At 56.7% G+C, this 22,954-nt stretch carries 16 protein-coding genes and 1 pseudogene; 7 read left to right on the top strand and 10 right to left on the bottom strand.

Translation table 11 applies throughout. The annotated features are described in order from the left end of the window. Positions 1–2 precede the first annotated feature (2 nt). The 3 genes from CKW21_RS10965 to CKW21_RS10955 all read left to right on the top strand — a co-directional run bounded on the left by CKW21_RS10965 (position 3) and on the right by CKW21_RS10955 (position 4,057). Positions 3–1,742, top strand: a complete 1,740-nt coding sequence (locus CKW21_RS10965) for a PTS fructose-like transporter subunit IIB (protein WP_095193981.1) — start codon at positions 3–5, stop codon at positions 1,740–1,742. Positions 1,743–1,890: 148 nt separating this feature from the next. Continuing rightward, the gene (locus CKW21_RS10960; protein WP_095193980.1) at positions 1,891–3,432 is read left to right on the top strand and encodes an alkaline phosphatase; all 1,542 of its coding nucleotides are present in this window, start codon (positions 1,891–1,893) and stop codon (positions 3,430–3,432) included. Between the two features lie 223 nt (positions 3,433–3,655). Beyond that, entirely contained in the window at positions 3,656–4,057 is a 402-nt protein-coding gene (locus CKW21_RS10955; protein WP_095193979.1) for a hypothetical protein, read from the top strand. Between the two features lie 90 nt (positions 4,058–4,147). Here CKW21_RS10955 and CKW21_RS10950 read toward each other — a convergent pair whose 3' ends face one another. After that, entirely contained in the window at positions 4,148–6,673 is a 2,526-nt protein-coding gene (locus CKW21_RS10950) for a sulfite reductase flavoprotein subunit alpha (protein WP_095193978.1), read from the bottom strand. 256 nt (positions 6,674–6,929) lie between these two features. After that, the gene (locus tag CKW21_RS10945; protein WP_095193977.1) at positions 6,930–9,254 is read right to left on the bottom strand and encodes a TonB-dependent siderophore receptor; all 2,325 of its coding nucleotides are present in this window, start codon (positions 9,252–9,254) and stop codon (positions 6,930–6,932) included. A 207-nt stretch (positions 9,255–9,461) separates the two neighbouring features. Between CKW21_RS10945 and CKW21_RS10940 the strand changes: the two genes are divergently transcribed. Both CKW21_RS10940 and CKW21_RS10935 read left to right on the top strand, forming a co-directional pair. Next, positions 9,462–10,142: a Fe2+-dependent dioxygenase gene (locus tag CKW21_RS10940; RefSeq protein WP_095193976.1), complete on the top strand. Its 681-nt coding sequence runs from the start codon at positions 9,462–9,464 to the stop codon at positions 10,140–10,142. Then, the gene (locus CKW21_RS10935) at positions 10,139–10,900 is read left to right on the top strand and encodes a tetratricopeptide repeat protein (RefSeq protein ID WP_095193975.1); all 762 of its coding nucleotides are present in this window, start codon (positions 10,139–10,141) and stop codon (positions 10,898–10,900) included. The genes CKW21_RS10940 and CKW21_RS10935 overlap by 4 nt, the downstream gene beginning before the upstream one ends. Before the next feature lie 195 nt (positions 10,901–11,095). On the opposite strand, the gene CKW21_RS10930 is transcribed toward CKW21_RS10935, so the two are convergent. The 6 genes from CKW21_RS10930 to CKW21_RS10910 all read right to left on the bottom strand — a co-directional run bounded on the left by CKW21_RS10930 (position 11,096) and on the right by CKW21_RS10910 (position 16,820). Further along, positions 11,096–12,259: a type III PLP-dependent enzyme gene (locus CKW21_RS10930; protein WP_095193974.1), complete on the bottom strand. Its 1,164-nt coding sequence runs from the start codon at positions 12,257–12,259 to the stop codon at positions 11,096–11,098. A gap of 482 nt (positions 12,260–12,741) precedes the next feature. Continuing rightward, positions 12,742–13,107: a hypothetical protein gene (locus CKW21_RS30685; protein WP_141232943.1), complete on the bottom strand. Its 366-nt coding sequence runs from the start codon at positions 13,105–13,107 to the stop codon at positions 12,742–12,744. A 262-nt stretch (positions 13,108–13,369) separates the two neighbouring features. Then, positions 13,370–14,527 carry a betaine/proline/choline family ABC transporter ATP-binding protein gene (locus CKW21_RS10925; RefSeq protein WP_095193973.1) on the bottom strand — a complete coding sequence of 386 codons (1,158 nt, stop codon included), beginning with the start codon at positions 14,525–14,527 and terminating at the stop codon, positions 13,370–13,372. Then, positions 14,524–15,177 carry an ABC transporter permease gene (locus CKW21_RS10920; RefSeq protein ID WP_095193972.1) on the bottom strand — a complete coding sequence of 218 codons (654 nt, stop codon included), beginning with the start codon at positions 15,175–15,177 and terminating at the stop codon, positions 14,524–14,526. Before CKW21_RS10920 ends, CKW21_RS10925 begins: the two co-directional genes overlap by 4 nt. Positions 15,178–15,189: 12 nt before the next feature. Continuing rightward, entirely contained in the window at positions 15,190–16,083 is an 894-nt protein-coding gene (locus tag CKW21_RS10915) for a glycine betaine ABC transporter substrate-binding protein (protein WP_095193971.1), read from the bottom strand. A 20-nt stretch (positions 16,084–16,103) separates the two neighbouring features. After that, a complete protein-coding gene (locus CKW21_RS10910) occupies positions 16,104–16,820 on the bottom strand; it encodes an ABC transporter permease (protein WP_095193970.1) in 717 nt (238 codons plus the stop codon). Positions 16,821–17,256: 436 nt separating this feature from the next. Between CKW21_RS10910 and CKW21_RS32285 the strand changes: the two are divergent. Beyond that, positions 17,257–17,319 (top strand): annotated as a pseudogene (locus CKW21_RS32285) (hypothetical protein); the annotation flags it as partial. A 199-nt stretch (positions 17,320–17,518) separates the two neighbouring features. Next, a complete protein-coding gene (locus tag CKW21_RS10905; protein ID WP_095193969.1) occupies positions 17,519–18,724 on the top strand; it encodes a site-specific integrase in 1,206 nt (401 codons plus the stop codon). 175 nt (positions 18,725–18,899) lie between these two features. Here the strand turns inward: CKW21_RS10905 and CKW21_RS10900 are convergent, their stop codons facing one another. Then, positions 18,900–22,343, bottom strand: a complete 3,444-nt coding sequence (locus CKW21_RS10900; protein ID WP_095193968.1) for a calcium-binding protein — start codon at positions 22,341–22,343, stop codon at positions 18,900–18,902. Continuing rightward, positions 22,333–22,887, bottom strand: coding sequence for a hypothetical protein (locus CKW21_RS30680; RefSeq protein WP_141232942.1), 555 nt, complete (start codon positions 22,885–22,887; stop codon positions 22,333–22,335). The genes CKW21_RS10900 and CKW21_RS30680 overlap by 11 nt, the downstream gene beginning before the upstream one ends. Between the last annotated feature and the right edge of the window lie 67 nt (positions 22,888–22,954).

Raw genomic sequence — 22,954 nt, 5'->3', positions numbered from 1 at the left:
TCATGAAGTTAGCCATTGTTACTGCCTGCCCCAACGGCATGGTCACCAGTGTGCTGTGCGCCCGTTTGCTTGATGCGGCGGCCCAGCGTCAGGGTTGGAGCACCAGTGTCGAAGTCAGCGATGCGGCGCATCCGGAGCGGCAAATGTCGGCGGCCACGATTGAAGCCGCCGAGTGGGTGTTGCTGGTCACCAGCGCGCCGGTGGAGATGTCGCGATTTATCGGCAAACGCGTTTTTCAAAGCACACCGGCGCAAGCCCTGCAGGATGTGGAGGCGGTGCTGCGACGTGGCGCCGACGAGGCGCAGATTTATATCGCGCCTGAAGCCCCCGCCGAGCCTGTAAGCGCCCCACAAAATGCACCGCGCCTGGTGGCGATCACCGCGTGCCCGACCGGGGTCGCCCACACCTTCATGGCCGCCGAAGCCTTGCAACAAGCGGCCAAGCGCCTGGGCTATGACCTGCAGGTGGAAACCCAGGGCTCCGTTGGTGCGCGCAATCCCCTGAGTGCACAAGCGATTGCCGATGCCGACGTGGTGCTGCTGGCGGCGGATATCGAAGTCGCCACCGAGCGTTTTGCCGGCAAGAAAATCTATCGCTGCGGCACTGGCATTGCTCTCAAGCAGGCCGAAGCGACGCTGAACAAAGCATTGGCCGAAGGCACGCAGGAAAGTGCAGCGGACGGTGCCAAAGGCCCGGCGAAGCAAGAAAAGACCGGGGTCTACAAACACCTGCTGACCGGTGTGTCGTTCATGTTGCCGATGGTGGTGGCGGGCGGCCTGATGATCGCCTTGTCGTTCGTGTTCGGCATCACCGCGTTCAAGGAAGAAGGGACGCTGGCGGCGGCGTTGATGCAAATCGGTGGCGACACGGCGTTCAAGTTGATGGTGCCGCTGCTGGCGGGCTACATCGCCTATTCGATTGCCGACCGTCCGGGTCTCGCGCCGGGGATGATCGGTGGCCTGCTGGCGAGCACCCTGGGCGCCGGTTTTATCGGCGGGATCATTGCCGGTTTCATTGCCGGTTACGCGGCCCAGGCGATCAATCGTTATGCGCGGTTGCCGCAAAGCCTCGAAGCGCTGAAACCGATCCTGATCATCCCGCTGCTGGCCAGTTTGTTCACCGGTCTGGTGATGATCTACGTGGTCGGCAAGCCGGTGGCCGGGATGCTCGCAGGGCTCACGCACTTCCTCGACAGCATGGGCACCACCAACGCGATTCTGCTTGGCGTGCTGCTGGGCGGGATGATGTGCGTGGACCTTGGCGGGCCGATCAACAAGGCAGCGTATGCCTTTTCGGTCGGGCTGCTGGCGTCGCAGAGTTATGCACCGATGGCCGCGACCATGGCGGCGGGCATGGTGCCGCCGATTGGCCTCGGGATCGCCACGTTCATCGCCCGGCGCAAGTTTGCGCAAACTGAACGCGAGGCCGGTAAGGCAGCGTTGGTGCTGGGTTTGTGTTTCATCTCAGAAGGCGCGATTCCGTTTGCCGCCAAGGACCCGTTGCGAGTGATCCCGGCGAGCATCGCCGGCGGTGCGTTGACCGGCGCGTTGTCGATGTATTTCGGCTGCAAGCTGATGGCACCCCATGGCGGTTTGTTCGTGATGCTGATCCCGAATGCGATCAATCATGCACTGCTGTATTTGCTGGCGATTGTGGCAGGGAGCTTGTTGACGGCGGTGGTGTATGCGCTGGTCAAACGGCCTGAAGTGGTGGAGTTGGCGGTAGAACCCGTCAGCGCCTGATACAGCCCCCTTGTGGGAGCGAGCCTGCTCGCGAAAGCGGTCTGCCTGTAAAGTAGAAGTAGACTGACACGACGCTTCGCGAGCAGGCTCGCTCCCACAGGGACCGCGTTTGACGTACTTCAGTTTTCCTATTCCAGGGAGAACAACAATGAGCGAATTCGACCTTGGTCGCCGTCGAGTCATGCAAGCGGTCGGTGCCGGGCTGTTGTTGCCGGGGCTGGCGCCGGCGGTGATCGCTTCGCTCAAGGATCGACCGCAACTCACCGACGGTGTGCAATCGGGCGACGTGCTCGGTGACCGCGCGATCATCTGGAGCCGCTGTGATCGTCCGGCGCGGATGATGGTGGAATGGGACACCCGCAGCCTGTTTTCCAACCCACGGCGATTCGTTTCGCCCCTGGCCGATGCCCGCACCGACTTCACCGCTCGAGTCGAACTCACCGGACTACCCGCCGATCAGGCAATTTTCTATCGTGTGCAATTTGAGGATGCCCGAAGCGGTGTCGCCAGCGAGCCCTGGTTCGGGCATTTGCGTAGCGTGCCCCAGACCCGCCGCGACATCCGTTTCGTCTGGAGCGGTGACACGGCCGGTCAGGGCTTCGGCATCAACCCTGACATCGGCGGTATGCGCATCTACGAAGCCATGCGTTTGCGTCTGCCGGACTTCTTTATCCACAGCGGCGACAGCATCTACGCTGACGGTCCCATACCTGCGCAGCTCACCACCGAGAGCGGCCGGGTGTGGCGCAACCTCACCAGCGAGGCCAAGAGCAAAGTTGCCGAGACGCTCGACGATTACCGGGGTAATTACCGCTACAACCTGATGGACGAAAACATTCGCCGCTTCAACGCCGAGGTGCCGCAGATCTGGCAGTGGGACGACCACGAGGTGGTGAACAACTGGTCGCCAGGCAAGCAATTGGATGAGCGCTACAACAGCAAAGATATCCACAGCCTGGTGGACCGCGGGCGTCAAGCCTGGCTCGAGTACGCACCGATGCGATTACAGGGGGGCGATGGTCACGGACGGGTTTATCGCCGGTTCGGTTATGGGCCGATGCTCGATGTGTTCGTACTCGACATGCGCAGTTATCGCGGCGCTAATGACGATAACCTGGGCGACGCCAAACCTTTCCTCGGGCGCGAACAACTGGACTGGCTGAAGGCGTCGCTGAAAGCCTCCACTGCACAATGGAAAGTCATCGCCGCCGACATGCCGATCGGCCTTGGTGTACCGGATGGCGAAGTCAGCCCCGGAATCGAGCGTTGGGATGCGGTAGCCAATGGCGATCCGGGACCGGCCCAGGGACGCGAGCTGGAAATCGCCGAGCTGCTGGGTTTCCTGCGGGCACAGCAGGTGCGCAATTTCGTGTTCCTGACGGCGGATGTGCACTATTGCGCGGCGCACCACTATCACCCGGACCGTGCGGCGTTTCAGGACTTCGAACCGTTCTGGGAGTTTGTCGCCGGTCCATTGAATGCCGGAAGCTTCGGACCTGACCAGCTGGATAAAACCTTCGGCCCTGCCGTGGTGTTCCACAAAGCACCGCCGGCGCAAAACACTTCGCCGTTTGCCGGGTTTCAGTTCTTTGGTGAGGTGAATATCGATGGGCTGACGGGTGCGCTGAGTGTGGTGTTGCGGGATCTGGATGGGGTCAGCGTGTTTGATCGGACATTGGACGCGGTCTGATGGATCAGCATCTGGGCCTTCGGGAAGGGGGCGCACTTTTTCTCAGTAACAGTTAAATCAAAGAGCTATCTCTGCGTATGTGTTGGCATGGCGTCGGAACAAGTAAGTAAAGTTTTGAATTGATTGGTGTGAAGTGTTTGTTGTTTGTGATAGGTGTTTTTTTGTGGTTTTTATTTAGGATTAATTTCTCAATCTAACTGAGTGGCTAATAATGAAATTGATAATGGAACAACAAAAAAAACTATGGAAGTTCATTGCCTCGTTGCTCTTTTTTGTGCTCTTTATTGCAACCTGTAAAAACGTCTATGCCAACCAAACGGATGCAGGCTTATGCAACGGTGGGTGGGGGCTGGTCGGTGGTTATTATTGCAATATAAATCCGATTGGTGGGGGGACGGTGCTATGTGTTTTTTTTGGGAAAGACAATGATCGGAACGGGGTCTACAGAAGTGGCACCAGCGATCAATGTATAGTTGATACGGCAGGGAGTCAGAAGGTAATGGACTGCAACGAGATGTGCCGCCTGAACAACAATTGCTCTAGGGTTCAATGCCCTGTAGGCAAACAACTGGAAGATATAAGTGCACGGCTCAATGCAGTAAGTCGAGCGACGGACAACGATTAAAACAAGTTGCCTTGAAATTAATGTCTCGCCGTATTGCAAGTTCGATCGTTCCCACGCGTGGGAACGATCTTTCATCAATATTCAGCTTTATCAGTAAACGTCGCGGCGGTAGCGGCCCTGTTCGATCAGGCGTTCCACTTCGGCGGCACCGAGCACGTCCTTGAGCACTTCATCGACTCCGGCGGCCATCCCCTGCAAGCTGCCGCAAATGTAGATCACGGCGCCATCCGCCAGCCATTTCTTCAGTTCAGTCGCTGATTCACGCAGGCGATCCTGCACGTAGATCTTCTGCGCTTGATCCCGGGAAAACGCCAGGTCCAGACGCTGCAGATCGCCGGAAATCAACCACTCTTCCAGCTCGTCGCGACACAGGTAATCGTGTTCCCGATTGCGCTCGCCGAACACCAGCCACTGACGTTGCTGGCCATCGGCAATCCGCGCCTTGAGCAGACTGCGCAGTCCGGCCAGGCCGGTGCCATTGCCGATCAGGATCATCGGCAGCGCTTCGTTGGGCAGATGGAAACTGCTGTTGCGTCGAACCCGCAGGCTGATGCTGCTGCCCACCGGCGCGTGTTCGGTGAGCCAGCCGGAGCCGACACCCAGGCGGCCATCCGGATGCAGCTCCTGGCGCACGATCAGTTCCAGGATGCCGTCAGCGGCAATCGAGGCGATGGAGTATTCGCGCATGGCCAGCGGTACAAGGGCCTCCACCAGCGCTTGCGCGTGCAGACCGACCAGATGGCTGCGGTTCTCGGGCAGCTGACGGCTGGCGAGGGCTTGTTCCAGTGGTTGCGACAAACCATCGAGTGTAATGGCGGCCCGACCGTCGACCCCTAAACCATCGAGGAAATGTTCGATCGCCCAAGGGCAATTGCGCGGCAGCACTTCCACCAGGTCACCGGCCAGCCAACTGCTGGTGGTCGGTGCGGTGAGCCCCAGCAGATAGACAGCCGAACCACTGCTGTCAGGGTTGAGCAATTCACGGCGGCTCAGGGTCCAGTTGTCGTAGCTCGGCGCCTGCCAGGTCTCCACGGGCGCCTGGCCGGTCAACAGGCCCAGTTGCTGTTGCCAGTGACGCAAGGCGTAAGGGTCGCCGCTGTCGACTTCCACCGGGGCAAACAGGGTCTTGCCGCCGTGTTCACCCAGCCAGGTGTGCAGGCGTCGGGCAAATCCGCAGAAGTGTTGATACTGCCGGTCACCGAGGCCGAGCACGGCGTAGTTCAGGCTCTCCAGGCTCAACGCCCGGCCCAGTACCTTGCGCTCGAAGCCACGGGCGCTGTCCGGCGCTTCGCCGTCGCCGAAGGTGCTGACCACGAACAGCGCGTTGTTCGAGTCACGCAGGTCCTGCTCGCTGACACTCGCCAGCGGCTGCACCTTCACCGGCAGGCCGGCGGCTTGCAACTGGCCGGCCGTCTGCCACGCCAGTTGCTCGGCGAACCCGCTTTGGCTGGCGAAGCCGATCAGCCACGCCGGGGCGTCGTTGCCTGGTTGTGCGAGGCCTTTGCGGGCATCCTTGATCTGGCGTTTTTTGCGGCGGCGATCGAGGTACAGCAGCCAGCCGGTGATGAAGAATAGCGGCATGGTCAGGGCGGTGATCGTCAGGATGATTCGCCCGCCAAGGCCGAAGTAACTGCCGACGTGCAGTGCATAAATGCTGGCCAGCAGTTGCGCCTTGAAGCTCTTGTCGCTGTAGCGGTCATGCCGTTTGATCACGCCGGTGACCGGGTCGAGGGTGATCTGGTTCAGTGCGCGGTCGTGGGGCGAGTCTTTCAACAGGTAGTAAACAGTCGCCGGTTGCCCGGCCACCGGTGGCATACGGGTGTTGTAGAAGCTCAGGTCGGGACCGGCAGCGCTGTAGATGCTGCTCCACATCGCCGAGTAATCGGCTGTCGGGGCCGGGCCGCTTGGCGCCGGACCGCGCGCGCGGACGCGCTCGCTCTGCGGCGAGTCGGAGAGCAATTGGGTCAGGCCCTTGCTGTACCACTCGTAGGACCAGAACAACCCGGTCAGCGCGGAAAAGAGGTAAAACACCAGGCACCAGGTGCCGGCAACCGAATGCAGGTCCCAGTTGAAGCTGCGACCTTTTTTCTTCCAGTCGAGGGTCAGCCAGGTGCGCCAGCTTTTCCACTGGCGAGGCCAGCGCAGGTACAGGCCGGAGAGGCAGAAGAACACGAGGATCAGCGTACAGGCGCCGGTGATCTGCCGGCCGGTGTCGCCCATGGCGAGGAAGCGGTGCAGTTGCAGCATCAGGCCGAAGAATTGCTGGCCGGTAGCGTCGCCCATCAGTTCGGCGGTGTACGGATCGAAGAAGCGCATTTGCCCCCGGCGCTCCCCGGGAGGCGGGGTGAAGAACACGCGTGCGGCGATGTCGCTGTCGATGTCCACCGAGAGCATCGCGACTTTTTTGCCGGTGGTTGCTTCGATTTTTTCGACCAGTTCAGCAGGCGGCAATACGCCTGCAACCTGCTTCTGCACCTGCAACACAGAAGGGTTCAGTGCGTAGAGGATTTCATCCTCAAACGAGACCGTCGCCCCGGTGATGCCCATCAGGGCCAGGACCAGTCCGGCGCTGATGCCGAAAAACCAGTGCAACTGGAACAGGGTTTTCTTCAACACGTCGCTCGCCTTGTTCGTTTAAAAATAATCGTCACGGCGCGCATTATGCCGTGGGTTTTCGAGAAGCATTCTTTTTTACACACAAAAGCCCCATTCACCTGGATGAACGGGGCCTGCCGCTGATCACGCTTACCTGTAGGAGCGAGCTTGCTCGCGATGGTCTTCAACGATGACGAGAAAAACCTGACACCCCGTGTCGTTCTTCAGTCCATCGCGAGCGAGCTCGCTCCTACAGTAGGTTGTGATCACCTTTCCATTAGAAGTGGAAGTTGGTGCTCAGCAAGGCAGTACGGCCCGCCGCCTGGTTGGCGAAGTGCGTCGAGAAGGCCTTGTCGTAGTAGGTTTCGTCAGTCAGGTTCTGCACGTTCAGTTGCAGGTCGATGTTTTTGGTCAGCTTGTAGGCGGCCATCGCATCGTAACGAACGTAGGAGTCGACCATGGTGGTGTTGGCCACGCTGCCGAACACGTCGTCGACATAGAACGCACCGCCACCGATGGTCAGCTTCGGCGTGACTTGATAGGTCGTCCAGAGGCTGGCGCTGTTTTTCGGCGTATTCGGCAGTTCGTTGCCGTCGTTGGCCTTGCTCGCCGCCAGTGGACCACCGTCGACCTGCTCGCTGTCCATGTAGGCGTAGCCGGCGAACACTTGCCATTTGTCGGTCAGCTTACCGGTGGCCGACAGCTCGAAACCTTGAACGCGGGTCTTGCCGACGTTTTCGTACGAGGCGGTGTTGGTCTGCACGCGAGCGTTTTCTTTCTCGGTGCGGAAGATATCGGCAGTCAGCGACAGGCGATCGTTCAACAGGTCCCACTTGGTACCGATTTCGTAGTTCTTTGTGGTTTCCGGCTCCATGTCGCTGCTCAGCAGGTTGCCGTTGCGATCCGGAGTGCCGCCCAGCGGGTTGCCGTCCTGGCCTTCGCCGAGGGTAGAGCCCGGTGGAGTGGCGGACGTGGCGTAGGAGGCATAGATGCTGCCGTTTTCCGCTGGCTTGTAGACCACGCCGAACTGACCGGTGACGAACTCGCTGACGTCATCGCCCTTGGACGTGGTGAGGCCGGCGGCGTTGTAGGTTTTGTAATCGGTATCGAAATGGTCGTAGCGCAGGCCCATGTTCACCAGCCACTGCTCGGACAACTCCAGGGTGTCGAACACGTACAACGCATAGGTGTTGGCCTTGGTGTCGGTGCCGGCGTAGTTACGCGAGATCGCACCGTTCCACGGATCGTTCGGGTTCGGGTTGGACAGTGAGGTGCAGTTGTAACCGCTTGGCGCGCCAATCAATGCCGGCGAGCAGTTGGTGGTGACGGCCGCTGTGCCCGGGGTCGTGTCGGTGTTGACGTTGTACGAGGATTTCTGGCTTTCCTCGCGGCTCAGCTCGATACCGGTGGCGAAGCTGTTTTTGAAGCCGGCGATGTAGACATCACCAAACAGATCGGTCTGGTTGGTGGTGGTCTCGGTGTTGCTTACGCGAGTGTTCGCACGACGCCAGACGCTGCCATTGTTGACGTTGCCCTTGCTGTCGTCCGGCTGGGTCAGGATGTAATCCTGCATGCTGCTGCCGTGGCGCAGGGTGTTCTTGACGGTCAGCGCGTCGCTCAGGTCGTGCTCGATGGCGATGGTCGCAGTGTCGACGCGGCCTTTGCGGAAGTCGCGGTTGTCCAAGCCGTAGAAGTTGCTGCTGTCGCCGCCATCTTCAGGCTTGTCCGGGTTGGACTTGGTACGTGCAGCCGAACCTGCGGTCGGGATCGAGTACGGAATACCCGAGTCCGGCGTGTCGTTGCTTTCCAGATGATAGTAATCGAGGTTGACGCGGGTGTCGGTGCCCAGGCCGAAGGCCAGCGATGGCGCGACGCCCCAGCGATCGTAGTCGACACTGTCGCGACCGGCGACATTGCTTTCGTGGCTCATCAGGTTCAGGCGGCCGGCAGCGGTGTCGGAGAACTGGTAGTTGCCGTCCAGGGTGTAACGCTGGGTCTGGTCCGAACCCCAGGTAAAGCCGCCGTCGAACGAGTTGCCCAGGTGCGCTTTCTTGCTCACCAGGTTGATGCTGCCGCCCGCCGCGCCACGACCGCCGATGGCCGAGTTCGGGCCTTTGCTGACTTCGATCGATTCCACGGCGAAGATTTCGCGGCTCTGCGAACCGGTATCGCGCACGCCGTCCAGGTAGGTGTCACCCTGGGCATCGAAGCCGCGGATGAACGGACGGTCGCCCTGTGGGTTGCCGCCTTCACCGGCGCCGAAGGTGATGCCTGGAACGGTGCGCAGCGCGTCCTGCATGTTCAGGGCGCCAGTGTCCTTCAAGACTTGTTGCGGGATGACCGTGATCGAACGTGGTGTATCGACCAGCGGTGCAGTGTACTTGGGTGAGGAGGCTTTCTCGACGTTGTAGGAGGTCTCGTCCCGGGCTTCGCCGGTGATCGCCGTAGCACCTAGCGAAAGGGTGTTGCCCGGCGCTTTCTCGTTGGTTTTTTCAGTCGCGAAAACCATGTGGCCCGCAGAGCCGGCCGTGATTGCCACGCCAATTGCAGAAGCGAGCAGACGTGGTGAACTGACCGGTAATGTTGGGTGCTGACGTGACATTTTGATTCCCCTCCCCAAGGATTTGAGGCGGCGGAATATAGGGTAGACGCGTCTTTGTATCAATTGCGAAACGTTACTATTCGCGATGAATTTACATTCTTTACAATTTAACCTTACGGTTTTTACTGTTTCGTTCGTCTTGCGGGTTTTACACAGTCAATAAGAATCAATACCATTGACGCTCCTTGGCTTTCAGGCGTCCTTCCCATGCTGCTGCACATTCCCGGCTTGTTCGACAAAGAAGAAGTGCGGCGCATTCGCGAGGCTCTGGAACAGGCCGATTGGGCCGACGGCAAGATCACCGCCGGCTATCAGTCGGCCAAGGCCAAGCACAATCTGCAGTTGCCCGAAGGTCATCCGCTGGCCAAGGAGATTGGCGCGGCCATGCTGGAGCGATTGTGGAAAAATCCGCAGTTCATGTCGGCGGCACTGCCGCACAAAGTCTTTCCTCCGTTACTGAACTGTTACACGGCCGGCGGCAGTTTCGACTTCCACATCGACAATGCCGTGCGACAGCCCAAGGGCAGCGTCGAGCGGGTGCGCACGGATTTGTCGGCGACCCTGTTTTTCAGTGAGCCGCAGGATTACGACGGCGGTGAACTGGAAATCCAGGACACCTTCGGGGCCCAGCGGGTGAAGTTGCCGGCCGGCGACATGGTGCTGTACCCGGGTACCAGTTTGCACAAGGTCAACGCGGTGACTCGTGGCGCACGCTACGCCTCGTTCTTCTGGACCCAAAGCCTGGTGCGCGAAGACAGCCAGCGTGCCCTGCTGTTCGAGATGGACGGTGCGATCCGCCAATTGGCCCAGGATGTGCCGGACCATCCTTCGCTGATCCGCCTGACCGGCACCTATCACAACCTTTTGCGCCGTTGGGTTGAGGTATGAGTTTTCAAGTGCGCCGCGAAGAAGTACTCGACGGCGAACAGCTCACATCCATGCTCGACGAAAGCCCGGCGCGTGCTGCCCAGGCGATTCTCATGGCTGCCGGTGAAGGGGTAGTCGATGCCCAGGCGTTGCTCGGGCAGATTCTGCTGGACGGGCGAGGGATCGCGCAGGATCAGCCGCTGGCACTGCGCTGGTTCGACATCGCCGCCCGCCAAGGGCACCTGATGGCGCGCAACATGCTGGGGCGTTGTCATGAGCATGGTTGGGGGTGCACAGCCGATGCCGCCGTCGCCGCCCAGCACTATCGCCAGGCTGCCGAAGCCGGACTTGATTGGGCGATGTACAACTACGCCAATCTGCTGGCGACCGGGCGTGGTGTTGGTGAGGATCAGGCGCAGGCGCTGGATCTCTACCGTCGCGCCGCTGAACTGGGCCACGCCAAATCGATGAATCTGGTGGGGCGGTATCTGGAAGAAGGACGCGTTTGTCCGGCAGATACAAAGGCTGCCCGTGAATGGTATCGGCGCTCGGCGGCCGGCGGAGATTTTCGCGGGCAGTTCAGTTATGCCGCAGTGCTGGCTGATGAAGGGAACATTGATGAGGCGCTGATTTGGCTGCGCAAGGCACTGGACGGTGGAAACCTGAATTTCCTGCGGGTGGCGAGTCAGGCGCTGGTGGGTGCAACTGATCCGCAAATTCGTGCCTTGGCAGCAGAATTTAATCAAAAGTCCCTTCAGTTGAGTGAGGAGCGGACTTAACACTTGAAACTGTGGCGAGGGAGCTTGCTCCCGCTGGGCTGCGAAGCGGCCCCAAATTGGCAGTTGCTGCGCAACCGAGCGGGAGCAAGCTCCCTCGCCACAGGTTATTCATCGCTCGTTCGGTTTCTGATCCGAAATCGCAGGCACAAAAAAGCCCATGACACGTCATGGGCTTTTTATTTTCTGCGTGTGTTTTTACACGTAGAAAGACTTCAGCGGCGGGAAGCCGTTGAATTCAACGGCGCTGTAACTGGTGGTGTACGCACCGGTCGACAGCCAGTACAGGCGGTCACCGATGGCCAGGTTCAGCGGCAGGCCGTACTTGTAGTTTTCGTACATGATGTCGGCGCTGTCGCAGGTCGGACCGGCGATGACCACTTCTTCCACTTCGCCTTTCTTTTCGGTCCAGATCGGGAACTTGATGGCTTCGTCCATGGTTTCGATCAGGCCGGAGAATTTGCCCACATCCGTGTACACCCAACGCTCGACGGCGGTACGGGATTTACGTGCAACCAGTACAACTTCACTGACCAGGATGCCGGCGTTGGCGATCAGCGAGCGGCCTGGCTCGAGGATGATTTCCGGCAGGTCGTCGCCGAAGTCTTCCTTGAGGAAGCGGATGATTTCTTCGGCGTAGGTTTCCAGGCTGTTGGTGCGGGTGATGTAGTTGGCCGGGAAGCCACCGCCCATGTTGATCAGCTTCAGGTGGATGCCATCTTCTTCTTTCAGGCGTTCGAAGATCACTTTGACCTTGGCGATCGCCGCGTCCCAGACGCTGATGTCACGCTGCTGCGAGCCGACGTGGAAGGAAATGCCATAAGGCACCAGGCCCAGATCGCGAGCGAGGATCAACAGGTCCATGGCCATGTCGGTCTGGCAGCCGAATTTGCGCGACAGAGGCCAGTCGGCGGTGGTCGAGCCTTCGGTCAGGATACGTACGTAGACTTTCGAGCCCGGCGCGGCCTTGGCGATGTTGCGCAGGTCGGCTTCGGAGTCGGTGGCGTACAGACGCACGCCCTTGTCGTAGAAGTAGCGGATGTCCTTGGATTTCTTGATGGTGTTGCCATAGCTGATCTGGTCGGCGCTGACGCCACGGCTCAGCACTTTGTCCAGCTCGTAGATCGAGGCGATGTCGAAGTTCGAGCCTTTCTCTTTGAGCAGGTCGATGATTTCCACGGCCGGGTTGGCCTTGACCGCGTAGTAGACCTTGGCGAATTCGAAACCGGCGCGCAGGTCGTCGTAGGCCTGGCTGATCATCGCGGTGTCGATCACCACGAACGGGGTTTCTTGCTTGTCGGCGAACGCCTTCATTTTCTGAAAGGTATCGCGCGCGAAATAGTCTTCGACCTGGATCGACATGCTGGGAACTCCTACTGGCAAACTAAATTAATCAATGGGTGCAAATGAACGTCCTCCGTATCCCCACTTTGGTTCGCCTACTTCCCAAGGCATGTCGCCGAAAGCAAAAAGGCCATGGGAAGCGCTGCTTTCCCTTGGCCTTGCTGTCTCGTCGTCAGTACTTGAGCCGGATGGATCGTTTCCAGCATGGACGTTCGGCGCGAACTTTAGGGCGTGAGGGGCTTGAGATCAACAAAAAATGTCGCGTTTTTGCACGCTTCCGTCGTGCGGTCCCTGACAGTTACTGATGTAACGGACCTGTGTGACGGTGTGATGTTCCCCTGGCAGGGGAATTTGAGTGGATTCAGGGGGAGTCGACCAGCGACAAAAATCGCGAAACGGTGAAACTCCCCCTGAAGGGTACTGAGTGCCTTCCTGGACCGACTGTTATTGCGGCAGGGGGCATCTGGATAGGCCAAGAGTTGGCTGCTATTTACAAATCATTAGATTACTTGAATTTGCAGAACATAATTTTTTGCCAGGGCGGGGTATTGCGAGGGTGTGAGCCTGGCGGTGATGGTCATGTTGCTTGTCACTCGGGGGACATATATTTTTCCGTTCAAATATCCTGGGTTGTTGCTTACTGTTACTCCAGGCGTAGAAGGTGAAACACTGACTAATGTCCAGTTGCCGGAGCCTGGAACGGTTTTTCCATTGGCGTCCAATAGATCGCCAAGCGGTCGCTTTGTTAAGCTATTCCCGCGCCGTACTTTATTCGGGTTCCCCGTCACGCTGAGGCGTAGTTGAACGGCTGGACCCGCGTGAGTGGAGGGTGCGGCCCGGTCTGAAATCACATGGGTGGTATCCATTTAAGACTCCTTGGTCTGATAAGTATCGTATTTAATTAATGGTACTTGGCAAGTTGCCATGTTGTGTGTGCGTCGAGCGATGGCGCGTCATTAGTTAAATGCCTTTTATCGTAAAAGGGACCTATTACTTTAAGAGTATTTAATGTTGATTTGTAACGAATGAATGCTTGTCGAAAGGGTGTGAAGTTGCGGTGAAATATTATGTGATGATTGATACGATTTCACCGCTGAATCAATTGTTTCAGCGGTGAAAAGGAATGTATTAAATCAGCGCCATATCGGCAGGCGATACAATACGTGTCTTAGCTCCGCGAGACTTACCCGAGCTTAAGTACTCGGCAATCGACTCCTGCGTCACCTCTCCCAAAAACACCCGCTCGGCATCCATCACCGGCAGCCAGGCGCGGTTGAACTCGTACATGCGCGACAACAGGATGCGCAAATGCTCGTCGTACGCTGCCGTGGCATTGAATTCGCGCAGGTATTGCCCACAAGTCCCGGTCTGACGGTGCAGATCGCGACGCCGAACATAACCCAGCGCCCTGTTCTCACCGTCGGTGACCACCACATAACGCCGGTCATGCTCGTCCATCAATTCCAGCGCCTCGGCCACCGGGGTCTGCGGGCTGACAGACGGTGCGTTGTCCGCCGCGTCTTCGGCCTTGACCAGCAACAGGCGCTTTAGGGTGCTGTCCTGGCCGACGAAGTTGCTGACGAAATCATCCACGGGATGGGCGAGCAGGGTGTCCGGATGATCGATCTGCAGCAACTTGCCGGCGCGGAAGATCGCGATCTTGTCGCCGAGCTTGATGGCTTCATCGATGTCATGGCTGACCATGATCACTGTCTTGTTCAGCGCCCGTTGCATCTCGAAGAATTCGTTCTGGATCATTTCGCGGTTGATCGGGTCCACCGCGCCGAACGGTTCGTCCATCAGCAATAGAGGTGCATCGGCTGCCAACGCCCGGATCACGCCGATGCGCTGCTGCTGTCCACCAGACAGTTCACGGGGATAGCGGTGCAGATACTGCTTGGGCTCAAGCTTGATCATGCTCATCAACTCGCGGGCGCGGTCGTGGCATTTCTGTTTGTCCCAGCCGAGCAGTTTCGGTACCACCACAATGTTCTCTTCGATGGTCATGTTGGGGAACAGGCCGATCTGCTGGATCACATAACCGATGTTGCGCCGCAGGGTCACGGCATCGAGGTCGGTGGTGTCTTCGCCGTTGATCAGGATCTTGCCCGAGGTGGGTTTGATCAGGCGGTTGATCATTTTCAGGGTGGTGCTTTTGCCGCAGCCCGACGGTCCGAGGAATACGCAGATCTCGCCTTCATTGACGGTCAGGCTCACCGAGTCCACGGCTTTGACATCTTTGCCGTTGCTTTGGAAGGTCTTGCTGAGGTTTTGAAGTTCGATCATTTGAGCAGCCCTTGTGGAGTCAACGAGCGTTGTAGCCATTGCAGAAGCAGGTCGGCGAAGATGGCCAGCAGGCTGACCAGCACGGCGCCGACGATCAGCATCGACATATCGCTGCGGCTGATGGAAGCGAGGATGAGTACGCCGAGGCCTCCGGCGCCGATGGTGGCGGCGATGGTCATGACGCCGATGTTCATCACCACGGCGGTGCGCACGCCGGCGAGGATCACCGGCACGGCGATGGGCAACTCGACCATGCGCAGGCGCTGGCTGAAGGTCATGCCGATGCCGCGCGCGGCTTCGCGGATACCGGGTTCGACGCCGGTCAGCGCCAGGTAGGTGTTACGCATGATCGGTAGCAGCGAATACAAAAACACCGCCGTGATCGCCGGCATCGGCCCCAGGCCCTGGCCGAATTTTGAATAGAACGGCAGCAGCAGACCGAACAGCGCGATCGACGGCACGGTCAGCAGCACCGTGGCGCTGGCCTGCAACGGCCCGGCGAAGGTCGGGAAGCGTGTCATCAGGATGCCCAGCGGCACGCCGACCACAATCGCCAGGGTCACGGCGATGCCGACCAGGGTGATGTGCTGCCAGGTCAGATGGATCACCTGATGCCAGTCGAGATGGGAAAAGGCGTTCAAGAATTCCATGACTTTTCCTCCTTAATTGATGGGGTGCTGGCGCAGAAAATCAGCGGCCACGGCGGATGGACTTTCATGATCGACATCGACCCGCGCATTGAGCTGGCGCATGGTGTCGTCATCGAACAGTTCGGCCAGCGGCTTGAGTTCTTCGGCGAGTTTTGGATGAGCATCGAGAAACGCCCGGCGCACCACCGGCGCTGCGGTGTAGTCAGGGAAGTAGTGCTTGTCGTCTTCCAGCAACTTGAGCTTGAAGGCGTTCAAACGACCGTCGGTGGTGTAGACCAGTCCGGCAAACACCTGACCGTTGCGCAACGCGGTGTAGACCAGTCCAGCGTCCATCTGACGGATGTTTTGGCGGGTCAGGTTCATGTCATACCGCTGCACCATGCCGCCCAGTCCGTCGGAGCGGTTGGCAAACTCGGTGTCCAGGGCAACGAGGTGATTAGTCTTCGCCTCGTCGCGCAGCACGTTGTTCAGCTCGCTGATGTTGTTGATCTGCGGGTATTTGTCTGCGACGTTTTTCGGCAGGGCGAGGGCGTACGTATTGCTGAATTTCGACGGAGTGAGCCAGACCAGGCCTTTTTTCGCGTCAAGTGCTTTCACCCGGGCGTAGGACTGCTCGCTGTCGAGCTTTTCAGTCACATGGTTGTAAGCCACCAGCGACACGCCGGTGTATTCCCAGAGCATGTCCAGTTGCCCGCTTTCGTGGGCGCTGCGGGCCAGATTGCTGCCCAGGCCGCCCGTGACTTGGGCGTCGTAACCCTTGGCACGCAGGTATTGCGAAGTGATTTCCGCCAGCAGAGTCTGCTCGGTGAACACCCGGGCGCCGATGCGGATGACCGGCTTTTCAGCCGCGTGAGCAAATCCTGCGCACAGCAGGACGCAGCCTAGTAAAAAGCTTGAAGTCTTCATGAGAATTCCTTGGTCGAGGCTTAGGACGGGCGCAAGCCGCGTTCGAGCCAGAGGCGACTGGCGGCTGTGACCAGGCCGTCGAGCAACAAGGCCAGCAGCGCCGTGCAGGCCGCGCCGAGCAGCAGTTGCGGCTGATTGTTCAGGGCAATGCCGGGGAAAATCAGGCTGCCGAGGCTGTTGGCGCCGATCAGGAACGCCAACGGCGCGGTCCCGACATTGATCGCCAGCGCCACGCGCACACCACCGATGATGATCGGCACGGCGTTCGGCAATTCGACTTTCCACAGCACCTGGCGCGGCGTCATGCCGATGCCGACAGCGGCTTCCTTGAGTGAGCCCTGAACGTTTTTCAGGCCTTCATAGGTGTTGCGCACAATCGGCAGCAATGAGGCAAGGAACAGGGCGAAGATCGCAGGACCACTGCCGATCCCGAGTACGCCCAGGGCGATGGCCAACACGGCCAGCGGTGGAATGGTATTGCCGATGTTGAAGATCTGCATGAAGCGTTCGGCACGCGCGACCCGGGTCGGGCGGCTGAGGAAGATGCCGGCGGGGAGGCCCACGACAAGGGCGGCCAGCATGGAGGCGAGGACGAGAACCAGATGAGCTTGCAGGTAAAACAACAAATCGTCGCGGTAGTGTTCGATCGTGTTGATGCCGATCCAGTGGATCAGCAGGGCCAGGAGGGCGATTACCAGCACGCCTCCTATCAGCCCTTTGCCATGGTGGATAGCCACAGGCGGACTCCTTTTTTCAGTCGGCGAACGCAGTCCCGTGTGGCAGGCCATCATTGGCTGCCGGGCAACGTTCGCGAGAAGCAGCTCGTGCCGAGCGCGCTTTACTGTAGGAGCGAGCTTGCTCGCGAAAAACGTCCAGACAACGCTTGCATTCAGATACCCGGCGTTATCGTTGACATCCATCGCGAGCGAGCTCGCTCCTACAGGGGAGCGTGTACGGCTTTTTGAGCCATGAGCGCAGCCTCGTCAGGCTGACTTGCTGATGTTTCAGCCCCCGACGAGTGGTCGTAACAGGGGAGTGGACGTCTCCGTGCTTTAAAAGGTTCCCATCTGAAGCAGCATTTGGCCACCCCGGATGTGCTCAACGGTTCGGTTCTTCGATCAACTTGGGCTATAATCTGCGCCCTTTTTTGAATCACCTGCCAGGCGATTTCCCATGACCAAACAGGCCGCCGAAGTCGCGAAACGCCGCACTTTCGCCATTATTTCCCACCCTGACATTACCCTCTGAGTCAGGCTAAGACAGCCCCCGCCATATTCTCAAATAATCTACTGATTTCATTGATGAAATCAGGCTAGGTCGCGACAATCTGAGACATCCGAAGACAAGCTGAGCCACTCGATCTGTGTACATGGCCGCGTACACAAAACAGCATTTCGGAACCTCCAGAAAATTATGTACGCAGTCCGGAGAGCCCATGGCGATCTCAGACACCTGGCTGAAGGCCCATAGCGGCAAACCACACGACACTCGGGAAGAGAAGGCCGACCGCGAGGCCTTAAGTGTGCGTGTGACACCCAAGGGCAAGATTACCTTTCAGCTGCGCTTTCGCTATGACGGTCGCCCCTGCCGCCTTGACCTCGGCACGTATCCGTTGATGTCGCTCAAGGAGGCGCGCGCAGAAACGCAGCGCCTGCGTGCCCAGCTGGAGCAGGGGCATGACCCTCGGGTGGTGAAGCAGCTGGAGAAGCAGGCGATCCTCCAGGCCGACTCCGTAGAGTCCCTATTCCGCCAGTGGTACGCGGCGTACTGCACAGGCAACAAGAAGGGGCATCACGAAATCCTGCGCTCCTTCGAAATTCATGTGTTCCCGAAGATCGGCAAGCTCCCGGCTGGGAAAGTCACCCTGCACGAATGGCTGGCGCTTCTTGAGGGACAGGCCAAGGCAAGGCCCGGCATAGCAGAACGCATCCTGGTCAATGCCAAGCAGATGCTGAAATGGGGCGTGAAGCGTCAGTTGATCCCGTCGCACCCGCTATCGGATATCAACGCTAAGGAAGACTTGCAGATCAAAAAAATCGCCGGGTCGCGCTCCCTTTCAGATGAGGAAATCAGGCTGGTCTGGAAAGCCATGGAGCAATCGCGCATGGCGACCAAGAACAAGATTTTCCTGAAGCTTTGCCTGATCTACGGATGCCGCAACAGCGAGCTACGTCTCAGCGAAAAAAGCCATTTTGACTTTGCCAGGAAGATTTGGACGGTGCCTATCGAGAACCACAAATTGGGTAAGGCCTCAGGAAAGCCACTACTCCGTCCTATTCCTCCGGAGATCGAGGCGCTGATCAAACAGGCCATGGCACTTAGTGCCGAGGGCAAGCACCTGTTCACGAACAGTGGAACGACCCAACCGATGGGGGCAGGGGCTCCCTTGCAGCTGCCTTACAACATCATGCAGTGGCTGCGGCGGCATGAAAAATACGAGATGGCGCACTGGTCGGTTCACGACCTGCGCAAGACTGCGCGTACCAATTTCTCGACCCTGACCGAGCCGCACATTGCCGAAATCATGCTCGGTCATAAGCTTCCAGGCAGCTGGCAGATCTATGACCAGTACGATTATCTGGCCGAGCAAAAAGAGGCCTACAGCGCTTGGTGCGAACGTCTGAGCAAGCTGAGTCAGTAGCACGACGCCTCGCACAGCAACGCGGATCGGGCAGGGGGAGGTAATGCCTCTTGTGAGGATGGAAGCCTTTCGCGACTTTGGTGTGGAGCACAATGAACAAGGCCATCCATACGAATGGCCTTGTTCTAAATTCTTGGCACTGCTCTTCTACAACAGAGGTTGCGTGTTCTTTTGCTTAAGCCGCCACTAAGTTCCCATTAGAGACGAGGGCTGCCTCATCAGTCAGACCAGTGACGCCCTGAAGCGTGGCAATTTGCGTCCAGCCATAGGTGCCACCTGTACCATCCTGATCTACTTTCAAGATGGTGTTGCTTCCGCTGGTGGTCATCTCAACGAAATCTGTAATCAATTCCGTCAGGGGATCGTAATTGCCTAGCAAACTGACCAGATCAATTGAATCGCCGTCCCCGGTCGTAAAATCTGCAATGACATCAATATTGCTAAATGCCGACGCCGCTTCAAAGACGAACTTATCGGCACCTGCATCGCCAGTCATATTGTCAACTCCGGCACCACCATACAACATGTCATTACCATTACCGCCGTAGAGGTAATCGTTATCATCTCCGCCATACAAAATGTCATTGCCATTATAGCCGGATAGACTGTCATAACCGGCACGACCGGCCATCACATCATTCTGTGCAGTGCCATTCATTGAATGGCCCGCATCCGTATCGGTCATAATCAGACCAGCGGTTAGATCCCATGTAGTGGTATCGTCAAATACAATCTGCTCGATCCGGCTATTAATGTCATAGCCAGGAGTAGAATAATCATAGGAATAACTTATACGAAGAACGTCGTCAGGACTGCCGTCGATGCTAAAGTACATACGGTTTGAATCACTCCACATCCTCAGATCTTCAACATCAATACCTGTAAAACGTAATGTATCAGTCCCTTCGCTAACTTCTTCAATCAGGTTGTCGTAGTAACCGTTGGCACCAACAAACCCGGCTGAGAAGTAATAGGTATCATTGCCAGTACCACCGTACAGATAGTCCGCTCCCGCGCCACCGTACAGATGGTCGTTGCCATTATTCCCAGACAGACTGTCACCGTCATCTCCACCATACAGCGTATCGTTACCGTTATAACCCGATAGACTGTCATATCCTCCACGGCCATCCATCACATCATTCTGTGCAGTACCATTCATTGTATGGTTTGCATCAGTATCAGTCATAATCAGACCAGCGGTTAGATCCCATGTGGTGCTGTCATCAAACACAATCTGCTCTATCCGGCTATTAATGTCATAGCCGGGAGTAGAATAATCATAAGCATAGCTAATACGGAGGACGTCGTCAGGGCTGCCATCGATGCTGAAATACATACGGTTTGAATCACTCCACATCCGCAAATCTTCTACATCAATCCCAACAAATCGTAATGTGTCAGTCCCTTCGCTAACCTCTTCAATCAGGCTGTCGTAGTAACCGTTGGTGCCAACAAATCCAGCCGAAAAGTAATAGGTATCATTTCCAGTGCCGCCGTATAGATAGTCGATGCCTGTTCCGCCATTAATATGGTCGTGGCCGCTATTCCCGGAAAGGCTGTCATCTCCACTACTGCTGTATAGTTGGTCATTACCGTCGTAGCCCGTCAGGGTATCATTACCGCCTTCGCCAACGATTAGATTGTCGTTATTATTGGCCTGTAAAGTCTCTGCGGCAGAGTTACCCCAGAAGACGTCACTGCTGTCCGAGGTTAGGATGTCGAGCGTCAAATAACTCATGGAGGTCGTATTGTGTATTATATCTAGTAAATCGCTTTCATCCCCCATGGATAGGTTTCCCATGCCTATGGCGTGATCAATGACGGAAACAATATTTTTCCAGACAAGAATTTTCTCTATGTCGCTTTTGCCCGCACATAGTGTATCGGCAAGATCTTCAGTTCCAGAGAGGTTCAATGCGGCAGTGCCATCGTAAGCATCTGTCACAGGGTTATAGACAGCGTCTGAAATAACCTCTCCAGCCACACCCAGCTGCGCCACAATCCTTGCCATGGTCATATCCAAGGCAGCGCTCCATGCCGGTTTTAGAGCAGTTGCCTGATTCCCATATACATACGACCCGGCAGAGCCTTGATAATACTCTCCCATAAAAGCCTCAAGAAAGCCCACTTGCCGTGCATCTATATAGCTAAGGCGACTGGTTGGGCTTACACCTTCTACACCGGCCCATTCATACATTAATGCCTCGACCTTAGCCCGCAAACCAAAGCCTTCATCAAAAATATCGACTAGATCCTCTGCGGCAATCTCCATCACCAGATCCAGAAGGTCTTCATTCTGACTCATAGCAATATGCAGGTCAGGCAATGTGCCATAGCCACGCAGCTCAGGTAGGAACAATGTACGAATGTCGAGGTCGTAACTGCCTGTATATTGTGTATTGACGTTGTCGTATGAGAACCAGACGTCAGCTGAAGTATAGCTATTGCCATTCATAGTGAATGTGGATTCTTGCTTTACTTCATTTCCGGAAATTGTGTAGCTAACATTGCTGTAGGATGTGCTGATCGAAGTAATCCCAAGACCGGCAAGGGTATAAAGCTCTCCTGATTGACTAAGGCCATCAGCATTGGCATCAACCCATACACGCAAATTGCCAAAATTTGTGTCGGCTGATGTTATAAAATTATCATTGTTACTGTCATAGGCAGCGTCGAGCTTCAAATAACCATTCGCATAAGTCGCATTATTTCCGAAGAGTTCACTGTGCGTAATTGTGCCATCACTGTTGGCGTCAGCGCACAAAAGTCCATCGCCGCCTGTAATCCAGCCCGCCGCTTCGGTAAATCCGTCATTATCAATATCCCAATATACCGAGCCACTACCGTTCAGTGCAGCCAGTTCTATTGTGCCCGATGCATCCACATCGAGAACGATTGGTGACGAAGTGTTCTGAGCATTTCCCCATGGCGTTGTCACACCCGGCATCCAGCTGGGAAGATCAATAGGACTAAGAGGCTGAGGGATTGTTGGTAAAGGTGTGTTCTCGTCAAGAGGATCTGTTTCAGGCTCATCAATTCCATCGAGCCAACCAGAAGGAAAGAATTGATCACTTATATTGGTTCCAGGGATTTCGTGATCGTAGTCTCGACCTATAGATGCCGTTTCCCAACCGCTATTGGGAGCAGTCCAAGTGGGAGCGGTTAAATTTGTAATTCTTGCATCGATGCCATTCTCATCGAGCGTGGTGGCATCCACAATCAAATCGCCATTGTTAAAAGCGTCCATAACCAAGGCATCACGAATGTCTTCCAGTTCTGCTAATGAATAGGTACCTACCGTGTATCCATTGGTTGCCATCCACACACCGATTTGACGACCAACTTCATTATTGTATTGGTCCTTGTACATATCAGCTGGATCACTATTGCCGTACCGCTCCTTCATGTCTCCCAGCCATTCCGCATAACCCACGCCAAATTCATTAGTCCATGCGGTACTTACGTGGGTATGAATAATGGCATTTCTGGCCTGTCCGTCAGTTATCCAATCAGGATCTAAGTCGCTTTCTGCACCGAACCCATTGCCGACTGCCAAGGCAGTTCCGTGACGGGCTAAGTATTCCACAAACCATGTTTTAAGAGTGTTATCGGGCATCCTTGCTCTCCATTTGTTTTAGTTGTGCGGGGGTCATTAGGTTGATGTTCTTAAGAGATTTTCCATGATTGTTTTTTTGTATGTCTTGCAGCACTAACACTGCCTCGTCTTTAGATCGAGGACATGGTCCTCTGCCTTCAATGTGGTGTGCCCCAAAGCCAAGAAAGACATTGCTAGGAACTTCAAACCCTTCAACAGTGTTGGGCGGGTAAAAGAACATCGCAACCGAATTCCAATCCGAGGCGTTAGGGATTCCGTTTGGGAAATTTACTTTTTCTGTTTTGATTGAAAATATTGTCCTGGCTCGCTTTTCTGATCCGGCCCCACTAGTAGACATAGAAGGGATAAAGCAAACTTCCGTCCAATTGCCGGGATGAATATCGGAGAGTTTTGCCCAGTCACCCGGATTTTTAAGGTGAGTCTGAATGCTCTCAATAAGTTTCTTTTCGTGCTGGTTAGGCACAGGTTCGGAAGTAAGTACGTAAACTAGATAAAGGCCTAGCAACAAGCCGAACAACGCTACGGCACTTAATAGTTTCTTCATAATCCTAGCCCTTCGAATCGTATAAGTCTGCTAGAGATCTTTGCGTACAACTTCTAGTAAATCAATC

Origin of the sequence: Pseudomonas sp. Irchel 3A7 (assembly GCF_900187565.1) — a bacterium.
Classification (GTDB): Bacteria; Pseudomonadota; Gammaproteobacteria; order Pseudomonadales; family Pseudomonadaceae; genus Aquipseudomonas.
This window is presented reverse-complemented; position numbering and strand designations above follow the sequence as displayed.